This window comes from Tateyamaria omphalii, assembly GCF_019802125.1.
Lineage (GTDB): Bacteria > Pseudomonadota > Alphaproteobacteria > Rhodobacterales > Rhodobacteraceae > Tateyamaria > Tateyamaria omphalii_B.
In genome coordinates this window covers 179,674-196,637 of the sequence record NZ_JAHVHT010000001.1, presented here as the reverse complement: position 1 = coordinate 196,637, position 16,964 = coordinate 179,674, and the positions used below count along the sequence as shown (strand labels likewise).

Sequence of the window (16,964 nt, the reverse complement as noted above, 5' to 3'; positions counted from 1 at the left end):
AAGGCACATTGCGGAAATGTCCCCCATGGGCCATAAAAACGCCCCAGTCGGGTGTTCATCTGAGAGTAAGATTTTGCCGCATATCAGGGATCAGATGACACTGCATGCCCCCAATTCGCGGGTTTTCCTGTTTTTGCAGGGCCCGCATGGACCGTTTTTCCACCGGCTCGGCGCCATGCTGCGCCGCGCGGGGGCGACAGTCTGGCGTGTGGGGTTCAATGCAGGCGACCGCGCCTTCTGGTTTCATCCGGCAAGCTACATTCCTTATCACGGCAAGGCCGACGACTGGCCCGAGACATTCAAAACGCTGGTTGAGAGCAAGGGTGTCACGGACATCGTTCTGTACGGCGATGTGCGCCCCATACATGCGCAGGCGGTGGCCGAGGCCAAGCGCCGTGGCCTGACCGTCCATGTGTTCGAAGAGGGGTATATGCGCCCCTATTGGGTGACCTATGAACGCGGCGGCTCCAATGGCCATTCGCGTCTGATGGAGATGTCGGTGGCCGACATGCAGGCGGCCCTGGCACTGTCGGATATGGAGGCCCCCCTGCCTCCCGGCCATTGGGGCGACATGCGCCAGCACGTGTTCTACGGCGCGCTTTACCACTGGTTCGTGATGTTCCGGAACGGGGACTATCGCAATTTCCAGCCGCACCGCGCCCTGACCGTGGCCCGCGAGTTTCAGCTTTACCTCAAGCGCTTGCTTTTGATGCCCTTCCTGACGCTCGACCGGATGCAGGCCACGCTGCGCATCCGCTATGGCGGGTTCCCCTATCACCTCGCCCTTCTGCAGCTTGAACATGACAGCAGCTTTCAGGAGCATTCGCCGTTCGAGACAATGCCCGAATTCCTCGACCTCGTGATCCGCGGTTTTGCCGAAGGGGCCCCCGCCCACCACCATCTGGTGATCAAGGCGCATCCGCTGGAAGATGGCCGTGCGCCCATTCGCAAGACCATTCGCGATCTTGCGCGCGAGTTGGGCCTGCAGGGTCGTGTGCAGTATGTGCGCGGCGGCAAGCTGGCGCAGCTTCTGAACGATGCCCGCAGCGCTGTGACCGTGAATTCCACCGCCGCCCAGCAGGTACTGTGGCGGGGCATCCCGCTCAAGGTCTTTGGCAAGGCTGTGTTCTCCAAGCCGGAATTCGTCAGCGATCAGCCGCTGCCCGAGTTCTTTGCCGGAGCGTCCCGACCCGACAATCGCGCCTACAAGGACTACCGCCGCTATCTGCTGGAAACCAGCCAGATCCCCGGAGGTTTCTACTCGGCCCGTGGCCGTCGCCAGCTTCTGCGACAGGTGGTCGACATGATGCTGTCGCCCGATGATCCCTATGATGCGCTGGCGTCGGGTACCGCGGCGCCACGGCAACAGTTGCGGTTGGTCAAGTGACCACCACTAGCCCTATGGCTAGATTTTATGACCGGACTCCGGTAATTTGACAGCAAATCAGCACCGGAAAACCGGTGCGAAACAACAAGAATACGGGCGCAGATCAAGCTGCGCCTTGAGGCAGAGAAGAACAGGTCGAGGAGACCGAGCAGTGATTTTCCAGTCATTCCGCTGGGCGCGCGTGGTCGCGTCGTTGGCTATTTTCGGGATTCTTGCATCCTGCGGTCTGCCGCAGATCGGCCCCAACAAACGACAGATTTTTGCTGGCTCGGTTCAGCGGGAGGGCGACGCATTCATCGTGTCGGTCAGTGATCGGGTGACCGAAGCCACCGCCGTGACCCCGGCGTTGGGCTTTTCCGAGGAGTTCCGCAACGCGGGCCTGCTCGGCTCCGACACCATTCGCCCGGGCGATGTGTTGGGCCTGACCATCTGGGAAAACGTGGATGACGGCCTGTTGGCTGGCGAGGCGCAGAACTCGACCATCCTCGAAGAAGTGCAGGTGGACGGCGCGGGCTTCATCTTTGTCCCATACGCAGGCCGCATTCGTGCCGCGGGCAACAGCCCCGAAGCGATCCGCCGCATCATCACCACGAAACTCGAAGATCAGACCCCGGACCCGCAGGTGCAGGTACGCCGCGTGGCCGGTGACGGCTCGACCGTGTCGCTGATCGGCGCCATTGGCGCGCAAGGCGTCTATCCCATCGAGCGGCCTACGCGCACGCTGTCCACCATGCTGGCCCGTGCCGGTGGCGTGACCATCGAACCCGAGATTGCGCGCGTGACCGTGTTGCGCGGCGGGATGCGCAGCCGCATCTTCTTTCAGGACCTGTACGAAAACCCGCATCTCGACATCGCCCTGCGCGGTGGCGACCGTGTGCTGGTGGAGGCCGACACACGCGCCTTTACCGCCCTTGGCGCCACGGGCGGGCAGGCCCGCGTGCCGTTCGAGACCGCGACGCTGAGCGCGCTTGAGGCGCTGGCGCAGGTGGGCGGTTTGCAGACCAACACGTCTGACCCCACAGGCATTTTTGTGCTCCGCAATGAGCCGGCGGAGGTGGCCAATGTCGTCTTGGGCCGTGACGATCTGATTGGGGCGCAGCGCATGGTGTATGTGCTCGACTTGACCCAGCCCAACGGCATGTTCCAGGCGCGTGACTTTGTTATTCGCGATGGCGACACGCTCTACGTCACCGAGGCGCCGTATACGCAATTCGCCAAGATCATTACCTCGATCACGACCCCGGTCACCGGCGTGAACTCACTGGCGACGGGTCTGTCGGGAGAGTAACGCCTGTGCAGAGCGGACAGGACACGGCCGCCGGACCCGATGGGGCCCGGCGGCTTTACGTTTACAACGGCGGGTTTCTGGCGCGGGGCCGGGTGCGGCGCATTGTGGAGCTTGCCGGATATGACATCGCCGTCGGTCTGCCCGGCCCGGACGGGTTGGTGGGTGTGTGGGGCAACTCGCCGACCGCGCACCGGGGCGAAGCTGTGGCAGAGCGGCGTGACGCCAGCGTTGTGCGGGTCGAGGATGCTTTTCTACGCTCAGTCCTGCCGGGACGGTCGGGCAGCCAGCCTATTGGCTTGCTGATTGATCACGCGGGCGTGCATTTCGATCCTTCGGTGCCATCTGACCTGGAGCGGATACTGGCGGAAGAGCCTTTGGATGATACGGCGGTTCTGAACACCGCGCGCGGAGCCATGGCGTGGATGCAGGAGGCGCATCTGAGCAAGTATACCGGGTTCGATCCCGATGCTGCGGTGCCGGAGCCGGGCTATGTGTTGGTCATTGATCAGACACGCGGCGATGCGTCTGTCACCGCGAGCGGGGCGGATCGGAACCGGTTTCTTGAGATGCTCTTTGTCGCGCAGGATGAACATCCTGGCGCGCGCATCCTGATCAAGACCCATCCGGAGACGGTGCAGGGCTTTCGTGCAGGGTATTTCACCGACGACGATTGCAATGATCGGGTGAGCCTCTTTACCGATGCGGTCAGCCCGTGGACGCTGATGGAGGGGGCGGTTGCCGTTTACACGGTGTCCTCCGGCCTGGGGTTTGAGGCGATCATGGCGGGGCACAAGCCACGTGTCTTTGGCCAGCCCTTTTATGCCGGGTGGGGTCTGACGGCGGATGAGTTTCCGGTGCAGCGCCGCCAGCGGACGCTGACCCGCGCCCAGCTTTTTGCTGGCGCGATGATCCTGTATCCCACGTGGTACGATCCGCATCGCGATTGCCTGTGTGATCTGCCAACCGTGATGGAGGCTTTGGCTGCAGAGACGCGGGCATGGCGGGCAGATCATCGCGGTTGGGTCGCGAGCGGGATGCGGTTGTGGAAGCGGCGCCCGTTGCAAAAGGTGTTCGGGCGGTATGTGCCCATGCGGTTCGAGGAGGACCCGGGTCGAGCCCGTGCCCTGGGCCGCCCTTGGATGGTCTGGGCGGGCAAGGCCGATGTCGGGCATGAGGATGCTGTGCGGGTCGAGGACGGGTTTCTGCGCTCACGGGGCTTGGGCGCAGAGTTGATCCCGCCGCTGTCGCTGGTGACGGATGATCTGGGGATCTACTACGACCCGTCGCGGCCCAGCCGGCTGGAACACCTGATCCGGGAGCGCCGGGTGTTGCGGCCCGATCAGGTGGCGCGTGCTGACGCGCTGGTGCGGGCGCTGACGGCTGCGGGGTTGAGCAAGTACAACCTGTCAGGCGAGGTGCCTGACTTGCCCAAGGGCCAGCGGGTGCTCGTCGTGGGGCAGGTCGAAGACGATGCGTCGATCCGGTTGGGTGCGGGGGAAATCCGGACCAACCGTGCGCTGCTTGAGGCGGCGCGCGCGGCGCAGCCCGATGCGGTTCTGATCTACAAGCCGCACCCAGATGTGGAGGCCGGACTGCGTGACGGTGCGTTTGATGCCGCGGGCATTGCGGATGTGGTAGCCGACCGGGCTGACATTGCTGTGCTGCTGGATCAGGTGGATGAGCTTTGGACCATGACCTCGCTTACCGGGTTCGAAGCGCTGTTGCGCGGTGTGCGCGTGGTAACGACCGGCGCGCCGTTCTATGCAGGCTGGGGGCTGACCGAGGATCGGGGGGCCGTGCCGCCGCGCAGACGCGAGGATGTTTCGCTGGCCGGTTTGGTCCATGCGACACTGATTGATTACCCGCGCTACTTTGATCCGATCACCGGCACAGCCTGCCCGGTTGAGGTCGTGGTCGAGCGGTTGCGCAATGGCCCCCTGCCCCGACCCGGACTGGCCAATCGGCTGCTTTCAAAGCTGCAGGGGCTGCTCGCAAGTCAGGCGCATCTGTGGCGCTAGCGGCGGTTCCAGATGTGACAGATGTCATCCCCGATGCGCGTGACGGACTTCAGCCGGTAGCGTTGCGCCGCTTCCAGTGAACCAAGGCCAAGCGCGCCGATATTGGGCAGCCCTTCGGCCCCGATGGCGAGCCCAGCGGTGAAGCCTACCAACTCGTCCACGAGGTCCGCTTCGATCAGGGAAGCAGCGAGTGCGCTGCCTCCTTCGGAGAAGACGCGGGTGAGGCCGTGATCGCCGAGCTTTTGCAAGATGTCTTGTGGATCAAGTTGGGTGCCTTGGGTGGCGCAAGGCAGGAGCGTGGCCCCCATATCGCGCCATGTGCGTTGCAGCATCGGTTCAGCGTCGCGCCCGTGGCAGAGGATGACCGGCACCTCGCGCGCCGTTGTGGCGAGTTTGGACAGGAGCGGCACGTCGATCCGGCGCGAGACCACGACGCGGGCCGGTTGCTGAATGTCGCCCATATCGCGGACTGTCAGCGACGGGTCGTCATGCCGCGCCGTGCCGCCGCCCACCATCACCGCATCGTGCCGCGCGCGCATGGCGTGGACGTGGCGGCGCGCCATGGGCCCGGTGATCCATTGGCTTTGGCCTGAGCCCGTGGCGATGCGCCCGTCAAAGCTGCTGGCGAGTTTGAGGGTGACGAAGGGGCGGCCCTGTTCGGTGCGGAGGGTGAAGCCCATGTGATCGGCCTCTGCCGCTGCCTCGCAGACACCTGTGGTCACGTCGATGCCTGCGGCTTCGAGGATCGCGATCCCCTGCCCGTCGACCCGCGTATCACTGTCGCGCATGGCGATGACGACGCGCGCAACGCCTGCAGAAACAAGCGCTTCGGCGCAGGGCGGTGTCTTGCCGTGGTGGGCGCAGGGTTCAAGGGTGACATAGGCGGTGGCGCCGCGTGCCTCATTGCCCGCTTGTGCGAGCGCTTCGGTTTCCGCGTGCGGTCGGCCGCCCGGCTTGGTCCAGCCGCGTCCGATGATCCTGCCACTTTTGACAATGACGCACCCGACGGCGGGATTCGGGGCTGTGCGCCCCTGCCCGCGCCGTCCCAGCGCGAGTGCCAATGACATGAAGCGGATGTCGTCCGCTGTGCTCACTCGTCGGCGGGCGCGTCGGGCCGCAATTCGGCGACAAACTTGTCGAAGTCGTCAGCTGCCTGGAAGTTCTTGTAAACGCTGGCAAATCGGACATAGGCGACCGTGTCGATGCGGTTCAGCGCTTCCATCACGATCTCGCCGATCTGCTTGGACTGGATGTCGGTTTCGCCCATGCTTTCGAGGCGCCGGACGATGCCGGAGATCATCTGGTCGATGCGCTCGGGGTCGATCGGGCGCTTTTGCATGGAGATGCGGATGGAGCGTTCGAGTTTGTCGCGGTCGAAGTCTTCGCGCTTGCCCGTGGATTTGATCACCACCAGATCCCGCAGCTGCACGCGCTCGTAGGTCGTGAAGCGTCCGCCGCAAGCCGGACAGAAGCGGCGACGGCGGATCGAAACGTGATCCTCTGCCGGTCGGCTGTCTTTGACTTGAGTGTCGATATTCCCGCAAAACGGACAGCGCATCGCCCATCCCCTTCGTATTTGTCCCGCCTGTAGTGGGGGTTTTCCCCCGTTCCACGAAACTATAGGCGGTTGTCAAGGTTTTGGGTAGAGGGGAAATGCGACCGCTAGATGAGCGGTGTCCGATTATCGCCGAACGAGCCGGTTGTCGGAGGTTTGCACCCGCAAAAACGGCGTATCACGACAGAGCGAGAAGGCGTGGGACATCGAAAAGACCTTGCCCGCGCGGCGGACGCCCTGGCTGAAGGATGAGAATGCGCCCTCCACCGGTTGCGTGCTGAAGACAACGCCTTTTCGTCCTGGCGCCGTGACAGCATCGCCTCGCCCTGTCTGGATGTAGAGATCACCTCCGCGCTGCCCGAGCACGTTGCGGGTATAGAGCCCCGCCGCGCACCACAGCTGTGTGCCGCCCGCTCCATCCGCTTCGATCACTTCGAAACTGGTTGAGTCGATCAGATTGACCGGGATCGTGTAACGCTCGCGCCGGACAAAGTCCTGTGCATGGCCAAGCGTGGGCAATGTGATCAGAACAGCGAGGGAGAGAGGTTTAAGCATCGTGCGCTCCTTTGCCTGTCATGTAGGTGCGGGAAGACGATTTGGAACCACAGGCCGCAGCAGAATGGGGCACATGCGACGCCGTGCGCGTGAGGCGCCGCAATTTTAGGCGCTGAGGTGCCCGATGACGCGGCGGTGATGCGGTGCCGTGCGGTGTTCGAAGAGGTAAATCCCCTGCCATGTCCCGAGCAGTGGGCGCCCGCCGCTGACGGGGATCTGCAAACTGACCGGCATCATCGCGGCCTTGATATGTGCGGGCATGTCGTCCGGCCCCTCGTAGGTGTGCGTCAGGTACGACATCGACGGGTCGGTCGTGGGCGGCACGAGGCGGGAAAAGAAGTTCTGCAGATCCGTTTGCACCTCCGGGTCAGCGTTTTCCTGGATCAGGAGCGAGCAGGAGGTGTGTTGGACAAAGAGCGTGAGCAGGCCGTCGCCATGGCACCAATCAACAACCTTTCGGGTGAATTCGTAGAGGCCCTGGCCGTCTGTGTGGATGTCAAAACAGGTTTGCATGTCGGGTTGGCTCTTGCACGGCTGGCATGTCAGGATGCGCCGCGTTCGCGACAGGTGCAAGCGCGCCTTCGTAACGGATCACCGGACCGATGCCGACGGCATGGGCAAATACGCAAAAGGTGAGGCCACCCTCCAGACTGGCGCGCTCTTGTCCGCCGCTGGGTCCGATCATCCAGCGGGGCAGTGGGATTCCGAACATGCGTATTCCTGTTACGGGCATGTCGAGCCCGCCCTCCACAACCCTTGGCTGCATGCGGACTTCGATCGGGCCGAAGCGTTCGGCGACGCCTGCACCACCCGGCAAGAGACGCAGTTCGGACACCAAAATATGCCCGTCGAAGTCGCGCTGCCATCGTTCGTGGTCACCCTGTGTCACGATCGACATGCGCATGGGGCGGTTGTGCATGGGACCGGGAAAACCGACCAGCCGTGACAGGAGGCGCAGCAGACTGTTTCCGTATTGGACCGTGACGGTGCCACCATACGAAGCACCGCCAACGCCTGCATGAAATGCGCGCAGTGCGGGCGGCAAGTGTTGGAATCCGTCGCCCAACGCAACCGGCAGCGCCGAGGTCACGTCCAACCGTTCGCAGCAAAGCGTGACCGTGTCGCGGCATCGGGGATCATGCAGGTGTCGTACCGGCCAAAGATGGCGTAGCGATTGCGCGCGATCAGGTGATACAGAGGGTCCTTGATCGGCGCCGGTAGAAAGCGGCAGATCGACAGCACCCGCCACGGCCAGCCCAGGCTGCGCATGGCCATGGCAAACGCATCGAGCCGCTGGTGCGCTTGCCCGTCCACGATGACGAGGTTCGTTTCGAAATCATCCGTCGGCAGGTCAAGCGCGGTGTAGAGTTGCGCCCCAAGCGGCGATTGTGCCAGCACAAAGTCGAACTGCTGCTGGCGGTCGTTGCGCAGCATGAACTTGAAGAAACCCGAACAGAGCACGCATTCGCCATCAAAGACGATGACGTCACGCTGATTGAGCTGTTGCATGAGATCGGGAGAAAGCGCGCTTGGCCGGGGCATTTGTGGTCCTTTGCGCAAAAGTAGGGCGCATAGGGGAGGTTTGCAGCGTGGTCTGGTGACGCAAGCTGTTGGGGAAGTGGATGCCGAAGACCCTAGCGGAACAGCGCATCGCCCTGTTCGTCGATCACCTGTTTGGCCTTGGCGATTGTTGCGGCGGTGGCGTCATCCTGCGAGGCGATGGTGTCGGCGCGGATCAGGCTGTGGACCTTGGTTTCGCCGTCCACATCCTTTTCGATCCGGGCGGAGATGCGGTAGCCGTCGGATTCCTTTTGCAAGGTCGGGATGATGAGGAAGCCGTTATAGGTTTCGCCCTCAGGCTCAGCCGGGGTGGTGCCGCCAAACAGTTTTTTCAGGAAGGACATGGGTCAACTCCGTGTCTGTCATGCGCGGCAGCTGATGCGGGCGGTGACGTGGTGCCACCGCCCGCTGTGTTTGAAAGCGCGTTACTGGTCGAGGAAGCTGCGCAGCTTGCGGCTGCGGCTGGGGTGCTTGAGCTTGCGCAGCGCTTTCGCCTCGATCTGGCGGATACGTTCGCGGGTCACGCTGAACTGCTGGCCGACCTCTTCGAGCGTGTGGTCGGTGTTCATGCCGATGCCGAAGCGCATCCGCAGCACGCGTTCTTCGCGCGGTGTGAGCGAGGCAAGGACCCGTGTCGTGGTTTCCTTGAGGTTTTCCTGAATGGCGCTGTCGAGCGGCAGCACAGCATTCTTGTCCTCGATGAAATCGCCAAGCTGACTGTCTTCCTCGTCCCCGATGGGGGTTTCGAGCGAAATCGGTTCCTTGGCGATTTTCATCACCTTGCGGACCTTTTCGAGCGGCATTTGCAGCTTTTCGGCGAGTTCCTCGGGCGTCGGTTCGCGACCGATCTCGTGCAGCATCTGCCGGCCCGTACGGACCAGTTTGTTGATCGTTTCGATCATGTGCACGGGGATACGGATGGTGCGCGCCTGGTCCGCGATGGACCGGGTGATCGCCTGACGGATCCACCAGGTGGCATAGGTCGAGAATTTGTAGCCGCGGCGGTATTCGAACTTGTCGACCGCTTTCATCAGGCCGATGTTCCCCTCCTGAATCAGATCCAGGAATTGCAGGCCACGGTTGGTGTATTTCTTGGCGATCGAGATCACGAGGCGCAGGTTGGCTTCGACCATCTCCTTCTTGGCCTGACGGGCTTCTTTCTCGCCCTTCTGGACCTGCTGCACGATGCGGCGGAATTCCGAGATATCGAGCCCGACATATTGGCCCACTTGCGCCATGTCGGCGCGCAGCTCTTCGACCTTGTCGGCGGAGCGTTCGATGAACATCTGCCAACCGCGACCGGACTTGCCGCCCATCTCTTCCAGCCAATTCGGGTCCAGCTCGCGGCCGCGATAGGCGTCGACGAACTCGCGGCGGTTGATCCGGGCCTGGTCGGCCAGCTTCACGATGGAGCTGTCGATCTGCATGATCCGGCGGTTGATGCCGTAGAGCTGGTCGATCAGCGCCTCGATCCGGTTGTTGTGCAGGTGCAGTTCGTTCACCAGCAGCACAATCTCGGCCCGCAGCTTTTGGTAGGTCGCTTCGTTCTCGTCGGAGAACGAGCCGTCCTCGTTCAAGGTTGCCGAAATCCGGCTGTCCTGCATTTCGGAAAGCAGCGAGTAGTCGTGGGCGATCACCTCAAGCGCTTCGAGCACTTGCGGCTTGAGCGCGGCCTCCATCGCAGCGAGCGACATGTTGGCCTGTTCGTCCTCGTCGTCGTCATCATCCTTGGCAATCGGGTTGCCGTCGGCATCAAGCTCGGGGCCGGTGTCGGCCTTTTCTTCGGTCTTGGCAGCGGTGTCGACGACGGGTTCGGAAACCTCTTCGCCGTCTTCGCCCATCTGGTTGCCGAATGTCGCTTCGAGGTCGATGACGTCGCGCAGCAGGATTTCTTCGCTCAGAAGTTCGTCGCGCCAGATGGTGATCGCCTGGAAGGTCAGCGGGCTTTCGCAGAGGCCTGCAATCATCGTGTTGCGGCCGGCTTCGATCCGCTTGGCGATGGCGATCTCGCCCTCGCGGCTGAGCAGTTCGACGCTGCCCATCTCGCGCAGGTACATGCGCACGGGGTCGTCGGTCCGGTCGAGCTTTTCCTGACCCGTGGCGCCCAGCGTCAGGTCACGGGTGCCTTCGGTTGTCGTGACCTCGGTCGAGCCTTTTTGCTCTTCTTCCTCGGCCTCTTCATCCTCGATGATGTTGATGCCCATTTCGGACAGCATCGACATCACGTCTTCGATCTGTTCGGAACTCACCTGGTCGGGTGGGAGCACCGTATTCAGCTGATCGTAGGTGATGTAGCCCTTTTCCCGGGCTTCCGAGATCATCTTTTTGACCGCGGCCTGGCTCATGTCGAGCGAGTGGGCGCTGTCCTGATCTTCGGTCTTGGCGTCTTCGTTCGTGTCTTTCGCGGCCATACTGGGCTCCTTTACCGGGGCTCCTTGGCGATTCGTCCCCGCGAATCGCTGCCAGAAACATTTAGTGCTTTGGGTGATTCGGCCACCCGTGTAAGCGCATTTTCTTTATGTTTTGAGACCAAATCGCATCAGTTACGGCGTTTGGAGAAGCTGATCTGGTCCATCAGGGCCGCAAATGCGTCCCGTTCACTGCGACTGATTCGGGCACCGTTGTCGCCCGTCTCGTATTCAGAATCGTCTTCTTTCCCGCTGCGGCTGGCCTGGGTTGCGGCTTGGGCCGCTTGAGCGAGGCGCCATGTCACGCCTTCATCCGCTACACCTTCCAGGTCCTGCACCGCATCCGCGATCTCGGCATTCAATCCCTTTGCCGCGCTGAGTTTTGCGAGCTCTTCGGCCACGGTCATACGGGCCATGTCGGCATCGCCGGGTGTGCGGATACACGGGACAATTGCCACATGGCGTGAAGACAGCAGGTTATCAAGGGCTTCCGGGCCAAGTGCGGCGAAAATGTTTTCGCGCAACACCTCTGAACCCGCGTACGCATGGCGCAGAATCAGGTCGCGCAATACGGCGTGGTCTGGATCATTGCAGGCGAGGCTTTCGAGCCCGTTTTCGAAGTCTTCGGCCACTTCGGGGGTGCAGATCAGCGCCGCGAGGATGACCGTTTCGCGCAGGTGATCGGTGACCTGTGCATTGCCTGCGGCAAGCGCCGAGCTTTTGGTGCTGGCCATCGGCACGGGCGGCGCCTGCCAGCCACGACCGGGTTGCCAGTTGCGCTTGCCCCCCTGCCCGCCGCCGCGTTGGGGTCGGAACAGTTGCCAGCGCAGGTCCTTGATTTCCTGTCCGTAGTGCTGGCGGATCGACGGATCCTTGATCAGAGTGATCTTGTCGCGAAGCGCCTTGTCCAGCGCGGCCTTGCGTTCGGGGCTGTCGAAGCTCTTGCCTTCGGTCTCGCGCTGCCAGAGCAGTTTGACCATGGGCATCGCGTCGTCGAGCAGCTTTTGCAGCGCGCCCGCCCCTTGGGCCTTGAGCAGGTCGTCGGGGTCCTGACCATCGGGCATGAGGGCAAAGCGCAGGCTCTTGCCTGCCTCAAGCATCGGGAGCGCCAGGTCGATCAAACGCATCGCGGCGCGCAGGCCTGCCTTATCTCCGTCGAGCGCGATGATCGGTTCGTCGGCGATGCGCCAGAGCATGGCGAGTTGGTTCTCAGTCACCGCCGTGCCGAGGGGGGCGACGGAGGCACCGAAGCCGTGTTCGGCAAGCGCGATGACGTCCATGTACCCTTCTGCCACGATAAGGGGCTGCCCCTTGCCTGCCGCCGTCCGTGCGGGGCCGTGGTTGTAGAGGCTGCGCCCCTTGTCGAAGAGTTCCGTTTCGGGCGAGTTCAGGTATTTGGCGTTGTCGTTCGGGTCCATCGCACGCCCGCCAAATGCGATGCAGCGCCCGCGCGCGTCGCGGATCGGGAACATGATGCGGCCACGGAACGTGTCGTAGGGTTTGCCACCCTTTTGACTGGGCTTGGCAAGGCCTGCGCCGAGGATCAAGTCGTCTTCGACACCCTTGCCCTTGAGCACGTCCCACAGCCCCTGCCAGGCATCGGGGGCAAAACCGATTTCCCAGCGGTCCTGTGCTTCGGGGTTGAGCCCGCGGCGTTCCAAGTAATCGCGGGCAGGTCCGGCGGCGCCGGTTTTCAATTGCAGGCGGAAATGCTGAACGGCCATTTCCATGACGTCGGCAAGCTGGGTGCGTTTGTCCGCCTTTTCCTGCGCGCGCGGGTCGCGTTCGGGCATGGGCATCCCGGCCTCACCGGCGAGGATTTCGACCGCCTCCATGAAACCCACATTCTCGGTCTCGCGCACGAAGCTGATGGCGTCGCCCTTGGCGTGACAGCCAAAGCAGTAATAATAGCCCTTGCGATCATCGACGTGGAAGCTGGCCGTCTTTTCGTGGTGGAACGGGCACGGCGCCCAGAGGTCGCCCTTGCCCTGGTTGGACTTGCGCGCGTCCCACATGACCTTACGCCCGACAACCTGTCCCAATGACAGGCGGGTGCGCAGTTCATCCAGAAATCCAGGGGGCAGGCTCATGGGCTTAATATTGGGCGCGCAGGCGCCCGAGTCGAGTCACTGCTGGAGGCAAAGCTCGCTCCATGCGTCCGCGAGGCTTTCGTTGCGGATGATCTTGCGCGGCTGTTCGTAGACCCAAGGAGCAATCAGCGGGATCGTGTTGTTGTATTTTTCCGGCCAGGTGGGGCTTTGGGCGAGGATGTGGTCCTGCACCTCACGCTCCTTCACCCGGTCCAGGCGAGCCTGCTGGACAGCCGCAACCACTTGCGATTGCAGGGCGCAGCTTTCTTCCTTGGTTTCCTGTGCAAAGGCTGGGGCCGCGACGAAAGCGAGTGCGGCGGCGGTTGCGAAACGGATCATGGGCGGGCTCCGGGAGATTGGAATCGGTTTGCGCTGTTTTACCCGCGCACTGCGACGCTTGCCATGGCCCTTTCCAGATCGTGAAGCAGGGTGCCCGCCATTGAGCGGAACACCAGGAGCAGGAATGTGTCGGCGCCGATGCGGGTGACCGAGCCGGTCATGTGCTGGATCTGGGTGCGCGCAGTGTGACCGCGTTTGAAGTTGGCCGGCGACAGGTCGAGCGGGATCAGGCGGGCGAGCACGGCCTCGGCGTCGGCTCCGCCCAGGGTGACGGCAGTCCACGCATCCGATTGATCCGTCAGTGCCGCGTGTTTGGCGAGGCCTGCGTCGGGATCTGGCCCAGCGAGCAGGACCATGTCGCGCCCGAACCAGATGGCACGCGCGCCGTCCTTGCCAGTCGCGCGGTTTGGTGCGGGCCAAGCCATGCCGTGGGCGGTCTTGAACGTGTCCGCGATCTTGGCCCCGGCATAGGGCGCGATGGAGGTCAACGTGCCGAGGTTTGCCTCGGTTACGGTGCATGTGCCGATGGTGACCGGTTCCATGCTATCAAGCGGAGTCTTTGCGATCAGGTCAGCCACGGGTGCGCTCCCCCTTCGGATCAAAGAACACCGGGTCGCACAGTTCGACGCGGGTTTGGATGCCGCGCACATGGTCGACCATGTTCAGAACGTCGCCGTGGCGCGAGAGGCCGTCAGTGACAAAGCCCAGTCCGATGAAGTGCCCGAGCGTGGGTGAGAAGCCCACGGACGTGACATAGCCCTGATCGTGTTCGGCCACAGGCTCTGCCCCATCCGTGTAAATATGCGCGCCTGCTGTCAGCTGCTTGACCGGACCCACGGGTTTAAGCCCCACCAGCTGCGCGCGGCCTGCTTCTGTGAGACCCGGGCGCTGCGCCATGGTGGCGCCGATGAAGTCTTTCTTCTCGGACAGCATCCGCGCCATGCCAATGTCCTGCGCCGTCACGCGACCGTCGATTTCGGAGTGGGTGATGAACCCCTTTTCGATGCGCAGCACGTTCAGCGCTTCCATCCCATAGGCGCCACCGCCCAGGCTTTCAGCTCGGGCGACGAGCAGACGGAAGAGACTGTCGCCGTAGCGCGACGGTACAGCCAGTTCGTAGGCATGTTCGCCAGAAAAGGAGATGCGGAAGAGCCGCCCTTTGACCCCTTGGACCGTGACCGGACCGCACGACATGAAGGGCCATTTGCTGTCGTCGATTGCGTCATCAAGCAGGCCATTGAGCAGTTCCCGAGACTTCGGCCCGGCCACTGCGAACTGCGCCCATTGCTCGGTCACGGACATGATCCGCACGTCCCATTCGGGATGCAGCGCCTGCGTGACGAATTCCAGATGCCGCATGACCTGCCCAGCGGCTGCCGTGGTCGTGGTCATGACGTAGTGGTTTTCACCCAGCCGCGCGGTGGTGCCGTCATCCATGAGGTGCCCGTCTTCACGCAGCATGAGGCCGTAGCGCACGCGGTTCTCTTTCAGGGTCGAGAACATGTTGGTGTAGACGAAGTCGAGGAGCTTGGCCGCGTCTGGCCCCTGGATGTCGATCTTGCCCAGCGTGCTGACATCGCAGATGCCGACGGCGTTGCGGACCCATCCGACCTCGCGGTCGCAGGACTGGCGCCACGTCTTTTCATCCGGCAGCGGGAAGTGGGAGGGACGGTACCAGAGACCAGCCTCGATCATCGGCGCACCTGCCGCCACGCTGGCCGCGTGGCTGGTGGTCTTGCGTTCGGGAGCAAATCCTTTGCCTTGCGCCCCGGCGCCGAGGGCGGCAAGTGCCACCGGCGTGTAGGGGGGACGGAACGTGGTCGTGCCGGTTTCGGGAATGCCGCGCCCCGTGGCATCGGCCAGCAGTGCCAGTGCCGCGACGTTCGAGTTCTTGCCCTGATCGGTCGCCATCCCTTGGGTGGTGTAGCGTTTCATATGCTCGACCGAGGTGAAGTTTTCCTGTGCGGCCTGTTTGACGTCTTTCACGCTCACATCGTTCTGGAAGTCGAGCCAGGCGCGGCCCTTGCCCGGCACGGCCCAGAGCGGCTCCAGCGCGTAGTTGCTGTCGTCAGCCTGCGGGATCTTGATGTCAGGGGCTGTCATGCCTAGCGCATCAAGGCTCGACCTGGCAGCGGCGACGCCTTCGGACAAGCACGAAGCGGTCGAGAACGCGCCATTGCAGGCTCCCGCTGTTTCCATGCCCGGAATCGCACCGGGGGTCGGTACGAAGCTGGCAATGCGCTCGTCCCAAGTGGGTCGCCCGTTCATGTGGCATGTCATGTGGACCGTCGGGTTCCAGCCACCGGACACGGCGAGGCAATCGGTTGCGATCTTTTCGGTGCCCGTGGCGGTCGTGACGCGGATGGCTTCAAGCCCCTTGCGACCCTCGGCACCCGTGACAATGGCCCCCGACATCAGGCGGTAATCGCCCAGCGCTTGCGCGTCCTTGCGGCTGTCGATCACGGCGGCGATGTGCACGCCTGCGTCCTGCAGGTCCATTGCCGTGCGGTGCGCATCGTCATTGTTGGCAAACACGGTCACCGCCTTGCCCGCGCTCACACCGAAACGGTTGAGATAGGCGCGCACGGCACCTGCCGCCATGATGCCTGGGCGGTCGTTGTTCTGGAAGGCGATGTGCCGTTCGATGGCCCCTGCGGCCAGGATCGAGCGTTTGGCGACGATGCGCCAGAAGGTTTCCTTGACCCCGCCCGGCGGCACGCCGTTCACGTGATGCGAGACCCGCTCGAGCGCGCCAAAGGTGCCGCCATCATGAGCGCCCGTCACAGTGGTGCGGGGCATCAGGCGGACGTTGTCCATCGCGGCCAGTTTCGACACCATATCTGCTGCCCAGTCGGCACCGGGCTTATCGTCGATTGTGAGGGTCTCTGCATTCAGACGACCGCCCATGCGGCTGTCTTCGTCGGCAAGGATGACCTGCGCACCTGCCTGCGCGGCTGTCCAGGCCGCCATCAGGCCAGCAGGTCCGGCGCCGATCACAAGAACGTCGCAGAAGGCGTACGCCTTTTCGTAATGATCGGCGTCTTTCTCACCGCCAAGCGCGCCAAGTCCAGCGGCGCGGCGGATGAAGGGTTCGTAGACCTTTTCCCAGAACGCGCGCGGCCACATGAAGGTCTTGTAGTAGAAACCAGCGCCCAGAAAGGGTGCTGCGAGATCATTGATACTCAAAACGTCGAAACCGAGCGAAGGCCACGCATTCTGGCTGCGCGCCTCGAGCCCGTCATAGAGTTCCTGCACGGTCGCGCGCACGTTCGGATCGGTGGCGGGGCCGCGCCCGATGGTCACAAGGGCGTTGGGTTCCTCCGATCCGGCCGTCAGGATCCCGCGCGGGCGATGGTACTTGAACGAACGGGCAACGTGGCGCACGTCGTTCGCAAGCAGGGCCGAGGCCAGCGTATCGCCCGCAAAGCCATGGTAGGTCCTGCCGTCAAAGCGGAAGGACAGCCGCTGCTTACGGTCGATCAGCCCCTTGCCTTCAACCCTCATTGCTTGACCTCCCGCGCAAGCTCCACGCTCTTGATCTCGTGCGTGGACACATTGCGCGTCACCTTCAGCCAGGCGCCGCAACCTGCATCATGGCTCCACACCTCCTCCAGATCGCCCGCCGGGTTCTCGCGCAGGTGCAGGTAGTTGTCCCACGCGGCCTCTCCGGCATCGGGTGCCGGACGGTCCAGCATCACTGCCGCACCTTGATAATAGAACTCGCGCCGGTCGCGCTCACCGCATATCGGACACCGCAACCGCAT

At 63.2% G+C, this 16,964-nt stretch carries 16 protein-coding genes; 3 read left to right on the top strand and 13 right to left on the bottom strand.

From position 1 onward, the window contains the following. Nucleotides 1-94 precede the first annotated feature (94 nt). From KUV51_RS00945 to KUV51_RS00935, 3 genes are all read left to right on the top strand, one after another. Complete coding sequence (locus KUV51_RS00945; RefSeq protein ID WP_222519753.1) at nucleotides 95-1,387, top strand: capsule biosynthesis protein; 1,293 nt, start codon at nucleotides 95-97, stop codon at nucleotides 1,385-1,387. 151 nt (nucleotides 1,388-1,538) lie between these two features. Further along, complete coding sequence (locus tag KUV51_RS00940) at nucleotides 1,539-2,675, top strand: polysaccharide biosynthesis/export family protein (RefSeq protein WP_222519752.1); 1,137 nt, start codon at nucleotides 1,539-1,541, stop codon at nucleotides 2,673-2,675. Between the two features lie 5 nt (nucleotides 2,676-2,680). Continuing rightward, nucleotides 2,681-4,693 (top strand): capsular polysaccharide biosynthesis protein, encoded by a 2,013-nt coding sequence (locus KUV51_RS00935; protein ID WP_315898777.1) that lies wholly within the window; start codon nucleotides 2,681-2,683, stop codon nucleotides 4,691-4,693. Here KUV51_RS00935 and ribD read toward each other — a convergent pair. The 13 genes from ribD to KUV51_RS00870 form a co-directional block, all read right to left on the bottom strand. Beyond that, entirely contained in the window at nucleotides 4,690-5,760 is a 1,071-nt protein-coding gene (gene ribD, locus KUV51_RS00930) for a bifunctional diaminohydroxyphosphoribosylaminopyrimidine deaminase/5-amino-6-(5-phosphoribosylamino)uracil reductase RibD (RefSeq protein WP_222521194.1), read from the bottom strand. The genes KUV51_RS00935 and ribD overlap by 4 nt on opposite strands. Nucleotides 5,761-5,783: 23 nt before the next feature. After that, the gene (nrdR, locus tag KUV51_RS00925; protein ID WP_039688325.1) at nucleotides 5,784-6,251 is read right to left on the bottom strand and encodes a transcriptional regulator NrdR; all 468 of its coding nucleotides are present in this window, start codon (nucleotides 6,249-6,251) and stop codon (nucleotides 5,784-5,786) included. Nucleotides 6,252-6,374: 123 nt separating this feature from the next. Further along, nucleotides 6,375-6,803 (bottom strand): hypothetical protein, encoded by a 429-nt coding sequence (locus tag KUV51_RS00920; RefSeq protein WP_222519751.1) that lies wholly within the window; start codon nucleotides 6,801-6,803, stop codon nucleotides 6,375-6,377. A gap of 105 nt (nucleotides 6,804-6,908) precedes the next feature. Beyond that, complete coding sequence (locus KUV51_RS00915; protein ID WP_222519750.1) at nucleotides 6,909-7,316, bottom strand: secondary thiamine-phosphate synthase enzyme YjbQ; 408 nt, start codon at nucleotides 7,314-7,316, stop codon at nucleotides 6,909-6,911. Beyond that, complete coding sequence (locus tag KUV51_RS00910; protein WP_222519749.1) at nucleotides 7,300-7,893, bottom strand: DUF4166 domain-containing protein; 594 nt, start codon at nucleotides 7,891-7,893, stop codon at nucleotides 7,300-7,302. The genes KUV51_RS00915 and KUV51_RS00910 overlap by 17 nt, the downstream gene beginning before the upstream one ends. Beyond that, the gene (locus KUV51_RS00905; protein ID WP_222519748.1) at nucleotides 7,890-8,345 is read right to left on the bottom strand and encodes a thiol-disulfide oxidoreductase DCC family protein; all 456 of its coding nucleotides are present in this window, start codon (nucleotides 8,343-8,345) and stop codon (nucleotides 7,890-7,892) included. Before KUV51_RS00905 ends, KUV51_RS00910 begins: the two co-directional genes overlap by 4 nt. Nucleotides 8,346-8,437: 92 nt before the next feature. Next, nucleotides 8,438-8,707, bottom strand: coding sequence for an HlyU family transcriptional regulator (locus tag KUV51_RS00900; protein WP_222519747.1), 270 nt, complete (start codon nucleotides 8,705-8,707; stop codon nucleotides 8,438-8,440). An 81-nt stretch (nucleotides 8,708-8,788) separates the two neighbouring features. Beyond that, a complete protein-coding gene (gene rpoD, locus KUV51_RS00895; protein ID WP_222519746.1) occupies nucleotides 8,789-10,774 on the bottom strand; it encodes an RNA polymerase sigma factor RpoD in 1,986 nt (661 codons plus the stop codon). A gap of 128 nt (nucleotides 10,775-10,902) precedes the next feature. Next, nucleotides 10,903-12,861 carry a DNA primase gene (gene dnaG / locus KUV51_RS00890; protein WP_222519745.1) on the bottom strand — a complete coding sequence of 653 codons (1,959 nt, stop codon included), beginning with the start codon at nucleotides 12,859-12,861 and terminating at the stop codon, nucleotides 10,903-10,905. Nucleotides 12,862-12,897: 36 nt separating this feature from the next. Continuing rightward, entirely contained in the window at nucleotides 12,898-13,200 is a 303-nt protein-coding gene (locus KUV51_RS00885) for a hypothetical protein (RefSeq protein WP_222519744.1), read from the bottom strand. 38 nt (nucleotides 13,201-13,238) lie between these two features. Further along, entirely contained in the window at nucleotides 13,239-13,778 is a 540-nt protein-coding gene (locus KUV51_RS00880; RefSeq protein ID WP_222519743.1) for a sarcosine oxidase subunit gamma, read from the bottom strand. Continuing rightward, nucleotides 13,771-16,704, bottom strand: a complete 2,934-nt coding sequence (locus KUV51_RS00875) for a sarcosine oxidase subunit alpha family protein (RefSeq protein WP_222519742.1) — start codon at nucleotides 16,702-16,704, stop codon at nucleotides 13,771-13,773. The genes KUV51_RS00880 and KUV51_RS00875 overlap by 8 nt, the downstream gene beginning before the upstream one ends. Continuing rightward, entirely contained in the window at nucleotides 16,701-16,964 is a 264-nt protein-coding gene (locus KUV51_RS00870) for a sarcosine oxidase subunit delta (protein ID WP_222519741.1), read from the bottom strand. Before KUV51_RS00870 ends, KUV51_RS00875 begins: the two co-directional genes overlap by 4 nt.